The sequence below is a fragment of the Variovorax sp. 20P10.2.4 genome (assembly GCF_058244205.1).
The window spans coordinates 1-12,935 of record NZ_JBZAYE010000004.1 but is presented as its reverse complement, the minus strand read 5'-3'; the positions used below and the strand labels follow the sequence as shown (position 1 = coordinate 12,935).

Below are 12,935 nucleotides of genomic sequence, written 5' to 3'. Positions count from 1 at the left end.
CCGGTTCTCCCGCTCAATAGGTGCGGCTCGGCACGCCCGACATCGACAGTGCCCACTGCGCGATCCGGTCCTTGCGCTCGAAGGCCACGCCCGGGTGCTTGTTCGCATAGGCCAGGAACTCGCCCAGCGCCTTCACGCGCGCGGGCGTGCCGCCGATGCGGTCGTGGGTGGAGATCGACATCATCCGCCGGCGTCCGGCCGCCTCGGCATAGAGCTGGTCGAACTCGTCCTTGAGCTCCTGGCCGAAGGCCGCGGCCGTGAGCGGCCCCTCCGCGCCGAAGCGGGCGATGTCGTTCATGCGCAGCGTGTAGGGCACGACCGCGAAGGGCTTGCCGTTGACCTGCGTCGTCATCGGCTCGTCGGCCGAGAGGTCGTCGATGTGGTACGTGAAGCCCAGTTCCTGCAGGATGCCGAGCGTGCGTGGCGTGCCGCGCAGCCAGAACGCGTTGTAGCCCGCGGGCCGGGTGCCGGTGGCCTTGACCAGCGCATCGATGTTGGCCTGGTAGGAGGCGCGCTCCTGCTCGGGCGAGATGTCCCAGTGCGGGGTCCAGGTCTGGCCATGCGCGGCGGCTTCGTGGCCGCGCTGCACGATCTCGCGCGCGAGCTGCGGGTTGCGCTCGACCGCCTGGCCGGTCATGTGCGAGGTCACCTTCACGCCATGCCGGTCCCACAGGTCGAGCAGCCGCGGGATGCCTTCGCGCACGCCGTATTCGAACCAGGTGCGCGCCGGCAGGTCCGGGTACTTCGCATCCATGGGCGGAAACGGCGAGCCGTTGTCGTGCTCGCTCTGCGCGCCCGACTCGAACTGCATCGACACCGAGATCACGAGCCGCGCACCGTTCGGCCAGTAGCGGCCGGTACCGGCCGTGGCTGCGGTCTTCGGTCGCGCCTGGGCCCACGCTTCGCCGGCCGCGAGGCCGGACAGCGCGGCGGCCGCCACCGTGCCCGCGCCGCCGCGCAGGATGTTGCGGCGCTCGAGGCTGCCGATGGAGGGGTTGGCGTTCATCTGGAGGATCCCTTTCATGGATGGTGGGGGTTCGAGGGCGGGTTCCACTGCTGCTTCCAGTAGTTCGCCTTGGGGTGTTCGCGCAGGAACACGCAGCACTGCACCCATTGGTCGGGCGACAGTGCCTCGACCGCGCGGGACAGCACCGTGAACGCGGTGTCGGCCATCCGCTGGCTCACTTCGCTCGCGCGCGGATTCGTGAGCACCAGCGTGGCGATCAGTTGCTGCGCGCCGGGCTCGTCGCCGCAGAGCTCGGCCACGATGGGTTGCACGCGCGATTTCAGATCGCCAAGCGCGGCCGATCCGCTGTCCGCGAGCGCGCGGTGCAGCGTCCGCAGGGTCTGCGGCCAATCGATGGCCGCGAGCAGAGGAGGCGACGCCTCGACAACGATGTGGGGCATGGCGCGCGACCTCAGTCCAGCTTGATGCCGGCCTCGCGGATCAGTTGCTGCCAGCGGATGCGCTCGTCGGCCATCATCCGCGCGAAGGCCTGCGGCGAGCTGTCGACGGCTATCGATCCCAGTTCCGCGAGCTTGTCGCGCGTGTTCTTCTGCGCCAGCGCGCGGCCCATGTGCTCGACCAGCCAGGCCTGGCGTTCGCTCGGCGTGGCCGCGGGCGCGACGAAGCCGTACCAGCCGCCGATCTGCGCATCGACGCCGCTCTCCTTGAGCGTCGGGACCTCGGGCAGCGCGCGGATGCGCGCGGGGCTGGTCACGGCGAGTGCCTTGAGCCGGCCCGACACGATGTGCTGCAGCACCGCCGGCGTGGCCTCGAACAGCAGTTGCACGGAGCCGCCCATCAGATCGTTGAGCGCCGGCGCCGAGCCACGGTACGGCACGTGCAGGATCGACACCTGCGCCTCGCGCTTGAAGAGTTCGGCCGCCAGGTGCTGCGGCGTGCCGTTGCCCGCCGAGGCGTAGGAGTAGCGGCCCGGTGCCTTGCGCAGCACCTCGAGCGCCGCGCGCAGGTTCGGCGCGGGGAACGAGGGATGCGCCACCATCACCAGCGGCACCGACGCGGCCCAGGCCAGCGGCGCGAAGTCCTTGGCCGGGTCGTAGTTGAGCTTGGGATAGAGCGCGGCATTCGCCGCCATCGGGCCGAGCGCCGCGAGCAGCAGCGTGTGGCCGTCGGCCTCGCCGCGCGCCACGGCTTCGGTGCCGATGTTGCCGCCCGCGCCGCCGCGGTTGTCCACGAGCACCGTGGCGCCGCTCTCCGTCTGCAACGCATGCGCCATCAGGCGCGAGATCGCGTCGGTGGTGGCGCCGGCCGGGTATGGGCAGACGATGCGGATCGGCTTGGAAGGAAAGGCCTGTGCGTGCGATGCGCCGGCAAGGCCGGGGATGGCAAGGGCCGCGCCGGCCTGGAGAAAATTTCGTCGCTGCATGAATCGGTGCTTCCTGATGTCTCGTCTTGGGAAGCAGTTTCAGAGCATGCGCCGGCCGCGGCAAATCGCATTTTTCGGCACACCCCATCGGATAATCCGATCGCCATGACCGCACGCCCCAGCAGCCGCGCCCAGCGCGCACGCGATCCCCTCGAGCTCGTTTCGCTGCGGCAACTGCGCTACTTCAGCGCCGCGATGCGCGCGCCCAGCTTCAACGGGGCGGCGCGCGAATGCTCGATCTCGCAGCCCGCGTTGTCGGAACAGATCGCGCTGCTCGAGCAGGTGCTGGGCGTGCCGCTCTTCGACCGCACCGGGGGCCGCGCGGTCCCCACGCTGTCGGGGCACGAACTCGAACGCCGCATCGCGGGCAGCCTGCTCGAACTGCAGTCGGCCTTGCGCGAGGTGCCCGAGCGGGCCGACACCATCTCGGGCCTGGTGCGCGTGGGACTCGTGCAGTCCTACGGCGCCTGCTGGGTGGTGCCGGTGATGCGCGTGGCGCAGGCGCGCTGGCCCGCGCTGTCCGTGGCGCTGCGGCGGCGCACCGCGCACGCGCTCGAGGAAGGCGTGCTGCGCGGCGACTTCGAGTTCGCGGTGAGCTTCGATCCGCATCCCCATGCCGACCTCGAGATCGCGCAGTGCTTCGTCGAGCGGGCCGTTGCCGTCGGCGCCCCGCCGCGGCGCGCGCGGCGGCTCACGCTGGCGCAGCTCGCGCCCTGCAGGCTCGCGCTGCTGCCGAGCGAATACATGATGCGCCGCGAGCTCGACGCGGCCTTTGCCTCGCAGGGCCTCAAGCCGCAGGTCCAGCTCGAATCGGATGCACTCGAAGACCTGGTGGCGGCCGCGCGCGAGAGCGGCATGGTCGCGATCCTCAATGCCGCGGCCGCATCGAGCCTGGCGGTGCACGACGCGGTACCGATCGACTGCGTCGAACTGCAGCGCAAGGCCTGCCTCGTGCGTTCACGCACGCGCCATCACACGAACGCGTCGCGCCATCTCTGGGATGCGCTGGTCGCGGGCGCGCCGGCCCTGCCGTCGGGCTGGACCGCGCCCGGCAAGGCACGGCGCTAGATGCTTCGCAGGTTCACGCGCCGCGACAGGGCCTCGGCACTCTCGCGCCGCTCGCTGTAGCGATCGACCAGATGGCCGGCGCAGTCGCGCGTCAGCAGCGTGAACTTGACCAGCTCCTCCATGACGTCGACCACGCGTTCGTAGTACGGCGAGGGCTTCATGCGCCCGGCTTCGTCGAACTCGAGGTAGGCCTTGGCGACCGAGGACTGGTTCGGGATGGTGATCATGCGCATCCAGCGTCCGAGCACGCGCAGCTGGTTCACCGCATTGAAGGACTGCGAGCCGCCCGAGACCTCCATCACGGCCAGCGTCTTGCCCTGCGTCGGCCGCACGGAGCCGACCGACAACGGAATCCAGTCGAGCTGCGCCTTCATGATGCCGGTCATCGCGCCATGGCGCTCCGGCGAGCACCAGACCATGCCTTCGGACCACTGCGCGAGCGCGCGCAGCTCCTGCACCTTCGGATGGTCCTCGGGCTCGCTGTCGGGCAGCGGCAGGCCGCGCGGATCGAAGACGCGGGTCTGCGCGCCCAGCGCGCGCAGCAGCCGCTCGGCCTCTTCGGTCAGCAGGCGGCTGTACGAACGCTCGCGGACCGAGCCATAGAGCAGCAGGATGCGCGGCGCGTGCGTCGAGCGCTCGGCGGGCCACAGCTGCTGTGGGTCCGGCAGCCGGAAGGCCTCCGCATCCAGGTTCGGCAGCTCAGGGCTTGGCGACACGCTGGCCTTTCGCATCGATGACGGGCTCGCCGTCTTCCTTCGAGAACGCGCCGCGCTGGGCGTGCGGCAGCAGGTCGAGCACGGCCTCCGATGGCCGGCACAGGCGCGTGCCCAACGGCGTGACAACGATCGGGCGGTTGATGAGGATCGGATGCGCGAGCATGAAGCCGATCAGTTCCGCATCGGTCCACTTCGCATCGGCCAGCCCGAGCTCGTCGTGGGGCGTGCCCTTCTGGCGCAGCAGGTCGCGCACGCCGATGCCCATGTCGGCGACCAGTTGCTCGAGCGTTGCGCGGCTCGGCGGATGCTTGAGGTACTCGATGACGGTCGGCTCCTCGCCGCTGTTGCGGATCAGCGCGAGCACGTTGCGCGAGGTGCCGCAGTCGGGGTTGTGATAGATCGTGATGTCGCTCATGGAAGGGAGGGATGTCGCTGGTGAGAAAGCAGATCAGCCGAAGCTCAGGCGCAGTGCGAGCGCGGCGAGGGTCAGGGCGAGCACGGGCACCGTCATGACGACGCCCACCTTGAAGTAGTAGCCCCAGCCGATGGTGGTGCCCTTCTTCGCGAGCACGTGCAGCCACAGCAAGGTGGCGAGGCTGCCGATCGGCGTGATCTTCGGGCCCAGGTCGCAGCCGATGACGTTGGCGTAGACCATCGCCTCCTTCACCACGCCGGTGGCGCCCGAGGCATCGATGGAGAGCGCGCCGATCAGCACCGTCGGCATGTTGTTCATCACGGAAGACAGCGCGGCCGCCAGGAAGCCCGTGCCCAGGGCCGCGCCCCAGATGCCGCCTTGCGCGAAGACGTCGAGCAGCGTCGATATCTGCTCGGTCAGGCCGGCATTGCGCAGGCCGTAGACCACCAGGTACATGCCCAGCGAGAACACGACGATCTGCCAGGGCGCGCCGCGCAGCACCTTGCGCGTGGCGATGACCTCGCCGCGGGCCGCCACGGCCAGCAGCAGCAGCGCGCCAACGGCCGCCACGGCGCTGACCGGCACGCCCAGCGGCTCGAGGCCGAAGAAACCGACGAGCAGCAGCACCAGCACGACCCAACCCGCGCGAAAGGTGGCCGGGTCGCGGATGGCATCGGCCGGGCGCTTCAAGCGGCTGGCGTCGTAGCGCGCGGGGATGTCGCGGCGAAAGTAGAGCAGCAAGGCCAGCAGGCTGGCGACCACCGCGGCGAGATTGACCGGCACCATCACCGCCGCGTAGGCGTTGAAGCCGATCCCGAAGAAGTCGGCCGAGACGATGTTGACGAGGTTCGAGACGATCAGCGGCAGGCTCGCGGTGTCGGCGATGAAGCCGGCCGCCATCACGAAGGCCAGCGTGGTGGCCGGCGTGAAGCCCAGCGCCACCAGCATGGCCATCACGATCGGCGTGAGGATCAGCGCGGCGCCGTCGTTGGCAAACAGCGCCGAGACGGCCGCGCCGAGCAGCACGATGAAGGCGAACAGCCGGCCGCCGCTGCCGCCGCCCCAGCGCGCGACGTGCAGCGCGGCCCATTCGAAGAAGCCGGCCTCGTCGAGCAGCAGGCTGATGACGATCACGGCGATGAAGGTCCCGGTGGCATTCCAGACGATCTGCCAGACCCGCACGACGTCGGGCAGATGCACCACGCCGAGGGCCAGCGCCACCAGCGCGCCCAGCGCGGCGCTCCATCCGATGCCGAGGCCGCGCGGCTGCCAGATGACGAGCACCAGGGTCGCGAGAAAGATGAGAACGGCGGTGAGCATGGGGCGAGGAAACGATGCGGCGCCGACCGTCAGCAGTCGCAGGACGCGCCTTGCGCATCGACTTCGCAGGGCTGCCCCTGGCAGCAGTTCTCGCTCAGATAGGCCAGCAGCCCGTTCATCTGGTCGAACGAGGCGCGGTAGATCAGGTGGCGCCCCTGCCGCTCCTGCGACACCAGGCCCGCACGGCCCAGCTCCTTGAGATGAAACGACAGGCCCGTGGCCGGAACGCCCAGCGTTTCGGTCAGCGCGCCGGGCGTCATGCCCTGCGGGCCGGCCACGACCAGGGCGCGAAACACACGCAGGCGCACGCTCTGTGCGAGGGCCATGAGGGCGCGGATGACGGCTTCTTCTTCCATACTTCAATTATCGTTGAAATATTGAATCGTGGCAACCGACTTCCCGCGCAACCCGCTCCGGCGCTTGAAACCCCGGCGATTGCCCTTATGATTAGCACTCGCTGTGGTTGAGTGCTAACAAGCCTCGCCTCCAGTCGACGGGCAACCGGTCCTGCAGGATGGGCGCCCAAAAAACCACCACCCAGTTTCTTATCCAGGAGATGCAATGAAACTTCGTCCTTTGGCCGATCGCGTGATCGTCAAGCGTATCGACAGCGAAACCAAGACTGCCTCGGGCATCGTCATCCCCGACGCCGCCGCCGAGAAGCCCGATCAGGGTGAAGTCCTGGCCGTGGGCCCGGGCAAGCGCAATGACAAGGGCGACCTGTCGGCCCTGACCGTGAAGGTCGGCGACCGCGTCCTGTTCGGCAAGTACAGCGGCCAGACCGTCAAGGTCGATGGCGACGAGCTGCTCGTCATGAAGGAAGACGACCTGTTCGCGGTCGTCGAGAAGTAATCCACCCATCCCATTCGGAGTAAACAAACATGGCAGCAAAAGACGTCGTCTTCGGCGGAGAAGCCCGCGCACGCATGGTCGAGGGTGTGAACATCCTGGCCAACGCGGTCAAAGTGACCCTGGGCCCCAAGGGCCGCAACGTGGTGCTCGAGCGCTCGTTCGGCGCCCCCACCGTGACCAAGGACGGTGTGTCGGTCGCCAAGGAAATCGAACTCAAGGACAAGCTGCAGAACATGGGCGCCCAGCTCGTGAAGGAAGTGGCTTCCAAGACTTCGGACAACGCCGGTGACGGCACCACCACCGCGACCGTGCTGGCACAAGCCATCGTTCGCGAAGGCTTCAAGTACGTGGCCGCCGGCATCAACCCGATGGACCTGAAGCGCGGCATCGACAAGGCCGTGACGGCCCTGGTCGAAGAGCTGAAGAAGGCTTCGAAGCCCACCACCACGTCGAAGGAAATCGCTCAAGTCGGCTCGATCTCGGCCAACAGCGACGAAACCATCGGCAAGCTCATCGCCGACGCGATGGACAAGGTCGGCAAGGAAGGCGTGATCACCGTCGAAGACGGCAAGTCGCTGGACAGCGAACTGGACGTCGTCGAAGGCATGCAATTCGACCGCGGCTACCTGTCGCCCTACTTCATCAACAACCCCGAGAAGCAATCGGCGCTGCTCGACAACCCCTTCGTGCTGCTGTTCGACAAGAAGATCAGCAACATCCGTGACCTGCTCCCCACGCTGGAACAAGTCGCCAAGGCCGGTCGTCCGCTGCTGATCATTGCCGAAGAAGTCGAGGGCGAAGCCCTGGCGACGCTGGTCGTGAACACCATCCGCGGCATCCTGAAGGTCGTGGCCGTCAAGGCGCCTGGCTTCGGCGACCGCCGCAAGGCCATGCTCGAAGACATCGCCATCCTGACGGGCGGCAAGGTCATCGCCGAAGAAGTCGGCCTGACCCTCGAGAAGGTGACGCTGGCCGACCTGGGTCAAGCCAAGCGCATCGAAGTGGGCAAGGAAAACACCATCATCATCGACGGTTCGGGCGCTGCTGCCGACATCGAAGCCCGCGTGAAGCAAGTGCGCGTGCAGATCGAGGAAGCGACCAGCGACTACGACCGTGAAAAGCTGCAAGAGCGCGTGGCCAAGCTGGCCGGCGGCGTTGCAGTGATCAAGGTCGGCGCTGCCACCGAAGTCGAAATGAAGGAAAAGAAGGCTCGCGTCGAAGACGCCCTGCACGCCACCCGCGCTGCAGTGGAAGAAGGCGTGGTTGCCGGTGGTGGCGTGGCCCTGCTGCGCGCCAAGCAAGCCGTGGGCGACCGCGTGAAGGGCGACAACGCCGACCAGGACGCCGGCATCAAGCTGGTCCTGAAGGCCATCGAAGCCCCCCTGCGCGAAATCGTGAACAACGCCGGCGGCGAAGCCTCGGTGGTGGTGAACGCGGTGCTGGCCGGCAAGGGCAACTACGGCTTCAATGCCGCCAACGACTCGTACGGCGACATGCTCGAGCTGGGCATCCTGGACCCGACCAAGGTGACCCGCACCGCGCTGCAGAACGCCGCTTCGGTGGCCTCGCTGCTGCTGACGACCGAAGCCATGGTGGCTGACGCTCCGAAGGACGACGCTCCTGCCGGCGGCGGCATGCCCGACATGGGCGGCATGGGTGGCATGGGCGGCATGGGCATGTAATTGCCTCTCGCCCGGCGAGCGCTTCGGCGTTCGACGGGCGGGTCGTTCAGACACGACGGAAGGCCGGGGTTCGCCCCGGCCTTTTTCTTTGGGCGCGCCGCTTCAGCCGCGCGCCCTGCGCCGCGGCCCCGCTGCGGTCGACGCCATGTCGATCGGCAGCGGCGCGTCGGCCTTGACCTCGCGCAGCACGATCGCCGAGCGCACGTGCGTCACGCCGGCCTGCTCGAACAGCGTGGTGTGCAGGAACTGCTCGTAGTGCTTGATGTCGGGCACCAGCACCGTGAGGATGTAGTCGGCCGGCCCGGTGGCCGAGGCACAGCGCACCACCTGCGGGCTCGCGGCCACGGCACGCTCGAAGTCGCGCACCTTGGCCTCGCTGTGGCGGTCGAGGTTCACCTCCGTCACGGCCGCGAGGTTGAGCCCCACCTTCTCGCGGTCGACGATCACCGTGTAGCCGCGGATCACGCCGCTGGCCTCCATGTCCTTGATGCGGCGCCAGCACGGCGTGGGCGACAGCCCCACCGCGTCGGCGATCTGCTGCACGGTCTGGCGCGCGTCGCGCTGCAGTTCGTCGAGGATGCGCAGCGAATGATGGTCGAGAGGGATAAATTCGTCGTTCATGGCGATTTTCGAGATGGATATTCCTGATTCCAGGGTCACCCTGTAGTGATTCAAGAGAATATTCCTCCTGAGCGAGAACAACAATCTCGCAATGAATTCGAATGACCACTCTTCGGCCGCAGCCCCCACCCGCGCCGCCGAAACCGCCGCCACGACCACCCTCGCCCGTCCGGGCTACCAGCTCGACTACAACCTCTGGGCGAGCTCGGGCGTGGTCTTCCTCACCGGTACGCAGGCGCTGGTGCGCCTCTTGTGCATGCAGCGCCAGCGCGATGCCGCGCGCGGCCTCGACAGCCGCGGCTTCGTCAGCGGCTACCGCGGCTCGCCGCTCGGCATGGTCGACCAGGCGATCTGGAAGGCCGGCAGCCGCTTCGAGCAGGAGGGCGTGCGCTTCGTGCCCGCCATCAACGAGGAACTGGCCGCCACCCAGGTGCTCGGCACCCAGCGCGTGGAGTCCGACCCCGAGCGCGAGGTCGAGGCCGTGTTCGGCATGTGGTACGGCAAGGGCCCGGGCGTGGACCGCGCGGGCGACGCGATCAAGCACGGCAATGCCTACGGCGCCTCGCCCAACGGCGGCGTGCTGGTGGTGGCGGGCGACGACCACGGCTGCGTGTCCTCGTCGATGCCGCACCAGTCCGACCAGGCCTTCGCGGCCTGGGGCATGCCGGTGGTGCAGCCGGCCAACGTGGCCGAGCTGGTGGAGTTCGGGCTCTACGGCTACGCGCTCTCGCGCTACTCGGGCACCTGGGTCGGCATGCCGGCGCTGTCGGAGGTGGTCGAGAGCTCGAGCACGGTCGACCTCGACCTGATCCTCGCGCGCAGCGCCGCCTGGCTCGATGCCGACGGCGTGCGCGAAGCCACCGGCCACCGCGCGCCGACCGACGGCCTGCACTACCGCTGGCCCGACCTGCCCTCGCTGCGCATCGAATCGCGGCTGGCCGACAAGCACGAGGCGGTGGCCGCGTTCGCGCGCGTCAACAGCATCGACCGCGTGGCGGTCGAGAGCCCCGAGGCCCGGGTCGGCATCGTGACCTGCGGCAAGGCCCACTACGACCTGATGGAGGTGCTGCGCCGCCTCGAGATCTCCACCGAGCGCCTGGCCGCGGCCGGCGTGCGCATCTACAAGGTGGGCCTGAGCTTCCCGCTCGAGCAGACGCGCATGCGCGCCTTCACCGCGGGCCTGGCCGAGGTGCTGGTGATCGAGGAGAAAGGCGCCTTCGTCGAGAGCCAGCTGCGCGACATGTTCTACAACGCGCCGGCCGACGCACGCCCGGCGCTGGTCGGCAAGCACGACCGCGACGGCCGCCCCTTCATCTCGGCGCTCGGCGAGCTGCGGCCCTCGCGGCTGATCGAGCGCGTGGCCGAATGGCTCGAGCGCCACGTCGGCGGCGCCGACGGCATCGGCCGCCCGACCGAGCGCGTGCGCGACTTCACGCCGCCCGACCTGCTGGCCAACGCCAGCGATGCGGTCAAGCGCCTGCCCTACTTCTGCGCCGGCTGTCCGCACAACACCAGCACCAAGGTGCCCGAGGGCTCGACCGCGCGGGCCGGCATCGGCTGCCACTTCATGGCCAGCTGGATGGAGCGCGGCACCGCGGGCCTGGTGCAGATGGGCGGCGAAGGCGTGGACTGGATCTCGCATTCCAAGTTCACGCGCGTGCCGCACGTGTTCCAGAACCTCGGCGACGGCACCTACTACCACTCGGGCTACCTGGCGATCCGTCAGGCGGTGGCGGCCAAGGCCACCATGACCTACAAGATCCTGTTCAACGACGCGGTCGCGATGACCGGCGGCCAGCCGGTGGACGGCGTGATCTCCGTCGACGCGATCGCGCGCCAGGTGGAGTCGGAAGGCGTGGCGCGCGTGGTGGTGGTCAGCGACGACATCCGCAAGTACGACGGCCAGAAGGACCGCTTCCCGGCCGGCACCGGCTTCCACGACCGCAGCCTGCTCGACACGGTGCAGCGCGAGCTGCGCGAGGTGGCGGGCGTCACCGTGCTGATCTACGAGCAGACCTGCGCCGCCGAGAAGCGCCGCCGGCGCAAGAAGGGCGAGCTCGCCGATCCGCCCAAGCGCCTGTTCATCAACCAGGCGGTGTGCGAAGGCTGCGGCGACTGCACGGTGCAGAGCAACTGCGTGGCCGTGGTGCCGCACGAGACGCCGCTGGGCCGCAAGCGCCAGATCGACCAGACCCACTGCAACAAGGACTATTCGTGTGCCCAGGGCTTCTGCCCGAGTTTCGTCGGCGTCACCGGTGCCTCGCTGCGCCGCAAGGCCGGCGCGCTGCAGCGCGAGAAGGACGCCGTGCTGGCGCGCGCCGCCGCGCTGCCGCAGCCCCCGGGCCACGACTGGGACAACGCGCCCTACGACCTGCTGGTCACCGGCGTCGGCGGCACCGGCGTGGTGACCGTGGGCGCGCTGGTCGCGATGGCCGCGCACCTCGAGGGCAAGGCCGCGAGCGTGCTCGACTTCATGGGCTTCGCGCAGAAGGGCGGCTCGGTGCTGAGCTTCGTGCGCATGGCGAGCCATCCCGAGCGCCTGAACCAGGCCCGCATCGACACCCAGCAGGCCGATGCCGTGCTGGCCTGCGACCTCGTCGTCGGCGCCTCGCCCGAAGCGCTGCAGGCGGTGCGCCACGGCCGCACGCGCATCCTCGCGAACCTGCACGAGATCCCGGTCGCCGAGTCGCTGCGCAATCCCGACGCCGAGCTGCACATCGACCTGCTGCTCGAGAAGCTGCAGTTCGCGGCCGGCGAGGAACAGGTGAAGACCTTCGACGCGCAGGCGCTGGCCGAGGAGTTCATCGGCGACACGCTGGCCGCCAACATCCTCGCCGTGGGCTACGCATGGCAGCTCGGCCTGGTGCCGCTGGGCTTCGAGGCGCTGATGCGCGCCATCGAACTCAACGGCGTGGCGGTCGCCGCCAATCGCCTGGCCTTCGCTCTGGGCCGCATGGCCGCGGCCGATCCCGAAGGGCTCAAGCGCCTGGGCGACACGCTGCAGCCCGCGTCGGCGATGGACCTCGCGAACGCGGCCGACGGCAACGATCTCGAGGCCATCGTCGCGCGCGGCGTGGCGCATCTCTCGGGCTACCAGAACGCCGCCTGGGCGCGGCGCTTCGAGACCCGCATCCGCGCGCTGCAGCAGCGCGAATCGGCGCTCGGCGGCGATGCCTCGCTGCCCTTCACGCGCAACGCGGCACGCAGCCTGCTCAAGCTCATGAGCTACAAGGACGAGTACGAGGTGGCGCGCCTGTACACCGACGGCAGCTTCCAGCGCAGCCTGATGGAGCAGTTCGAGGGCGAGAAGATCAAGCTCGAGTTCCACATGGCGCCGCCCTTCCTCGCACCGCCGAAGAATGGCCAGGCCCCGCGCAAGATCCGCTTCGGCGCCTGGATGCTGCCGGCGATGCGCGTGCTCGCGCACGGCAAGGCGCTGCGCCACACGCCCTTCGATCCCTTCGGCCGTACGCAGGAGCGGCGGCTGGAACGCGAGCTGATCGCCCACTTCGAGGCCCGGCTCGACGAACTGGCGCAGGACATGGCGGCCGCCGACCAGAAGCTGCTGGCCGACATCGCCGCGCTGCCGATGACGATTCGCGGCTACGGCCACGTGAAGATCGGCAACCTCGCACTGGCGCGTGCGCGCGAAGCCGAACTGCTGCACCGGCTGCGGCCGCAGCGCTATCCGGCGCCGGCCTCGACCAAGGCCGCGGGGCAGATCAAGGGCATCGCGATCGTCGCGGCGCACTGAGGCGCCGGACCCTCTCCCCGATGGGGAGGGTCAGGCCTCGAACGACGCGCGCAGCAGCGGATAGAGCTTGCGAAAGCGCGCATGCCGCGCGCGGTGCCCCGCCGCGGCCTCGGCCTT

Annotated in this window: 12 protein-coding genes; 4 read left to right on the top strand and 8 right to left on the bottom strand. The window is 69.1% G+C overall.

Annotated features, from left to right (window positions below; translation table 11 throughout):
- Positions 1-13: 13 nt before the first annotated feature.
- The 3 genes from AC27VN_RS00930 to AC27VN_RS00920 are packed head-to-tail and all read right to left on the bottom strand — an operon-like array spanning position 14 to position 2,390.
- Positions 14-1,024: a polysaccharide deacetylase family protein gene (locus tag AC27VN_RS00930; RefSeq protein ID WP_490875284.1), complete on the bottom strand. Its 1,011-nt coding sequence runs from the start codon at positions 1,022-1,024 to the stop codon at positions 14-16.
- Positions 1,021-1,407, bottom strand: a complete 387-nt coding sequence (locus tag AC27VN_RS00925; protein ID WP_296783153.1) for a 5-carboxymethyl-2-hydroxymuconate Delta-isomerase — start codon at positions 1,405-1,407, stop codon at positions 1,021-1,023. The genes AC27VN_RS00930 and AC27VN_RS00925 overlap by 4 nt, the downstream gene beginning before the upstream one ends.
- An 11-nt stretch (positions 1,408-1,418) precedes the next feature.
- Positions 1,419-2,390, bottom strand: coding sequence for a Bug family tripartite tricarboxylate transporter substrate binding protein (locus AC27VN_RS00920; RefSeq protein WP_490875283.1), 972 nt, complete (start codon positions 2,388-2,390; stop codon positions 1,419-1,421).
- A gap of 105 nt (positions 2,391-2,495) precedes the next feature.
- Between AC27VN_RS00920 and AC27VN_RS00915 the strand changes: the two genes are divergently transcribed.
- Positions 2,496-3,458 (top strand): LysR family transcriptional regulator, encoded by a 963-nt coding sequence (locus AC27VN_RS00915; RefSeq protein ID WP_490875282.1) that lies wholly within the window; start codon positions 2,496-2,498, stop codon positions 3,456-3,458.
- Here AC27VN_RS00915 and arsH read toward each other — a convergent pair.
- Genes arsH through AC27VN_RS00895 form a run of 4 tightly spaced genes read right to left on the bottom strand, consistent with a single transcriptional unit; the run spans position 3,455 to position 6,265 of the window.
- The gene (gene arsH, locus AC27VN_RS00910) at positions 3,455-4,189 is read right to left on the bottom strand and encodes an arsenical resistance protein ArsH (protein WP_490875281.1); all 735 of its coding nucleotides are present in this window, start codon (positions 4,187-4,189) and stop codon (positions 3,455-3,457) included. The two genes, AC27VN_RS00915 and arsH, sit on opposite strands and share 4 nt — an antisense overlap.
- Positions 4,158-4,589: an arsenate reductase (glutaredoxin) gene (gene arsC, locus AC27VN_RS00905; RefSeq protein ID WP_261209707.1), complete on the bottom strand. Its 432-nt coding sequence runs from the start codon at positions 4,587-4,589 to the stop codon at positions 4,158-4,160. The genes arsH and arsC overlap by 32 nt, the downstream gene beginning before the upstream one ends.
- Before the next feature lie 33 nt (positions 4,590-4,622).
- Complete coding sequence (locus AC27VN_RS00900; RefSeq protein WP_490875280.1) at positions 4,623-5,909, bottom strand: arsenic transporter; 1,287 nt, start codon at positions 5,907-5,909, stop codon at positions 4,623-4,625.
- A 29-nt stretch (positions 5,910-5,938) separates the two neighbouring features.
- Entirely contained in the window at positions 5,939-6,265 is a 327-nt protein-coding gene (locus tag AC27VN_RS00895) for an ArsR/SmtB family transcription factor (RefSeq protein WP_093352126.1), read from the bottom strand.
- 205 nt (positions 6,266-6,470) lie between these two features.
- Between AC27VN_RS00895 and AC27VN_RS00890 the strand changes: the two genes are divergently transcribed.
- Together AC27VN_RS00890 and groL are read left to right on the top strand one after the other, a co-directional pair.
- Entirely contained in the window at positions 6,471-6,761 is a 291-nt protein-coding gene (locus AC27VN_RS00890; protein WP_057597714.1) for a co-chaperone GroES, read from the top strand.
- A 29-nt stretch (positions 6,762-6,790) separates the two neighbouring features.
- Positions 6,791-8,443, top strand: a complete 1,653-nt coding sequence (gene groL / locus AC27VN_RS00885) for a chaperonin GroEL (protein ID WP_057597713.1) — start codon at positions 6,791-6,793, stop codon at positions 8,441-8,443.
- Positions 8,444-8,545: 102 nt separating this feature from the next.
- Here the strand turns inward: groL and AC27VN_RS00880 are convergent, their stop codons facing one another.
- Entirely contained in the window at positions 8,546-9,064 is a 519-nt protein-coding gene (locus tag AC27VN_RS00880; protein ID WP_057597712.1) for an Lrp/AsnC family transcriptional regulator, read from the bottom strand.
- A 91-nt stretch (positions 9,065-9,155) separates the two neighbouring features.
- Between AC27VN_RS00880 and AC27VN_RS00875 the strand changes: the two genes are divergently transcribed.
- The gene (locus tag AC27VN_RS00875; RefSeq protein ID WP_490875279.1) at positions 9,156-12,818 is read left to right on the top strand and encodes an indolepyruvate ferredoxin oxidoreductase family protein; all 3,663 of its coding nucleotides are present in this window, start codon (positions 9,156-9,158) and stop codon (positions 12,816-12,818) included.
- The last annotated feature ends 117 nt before the right edge of the window (positions 12,819-12,935 follow it).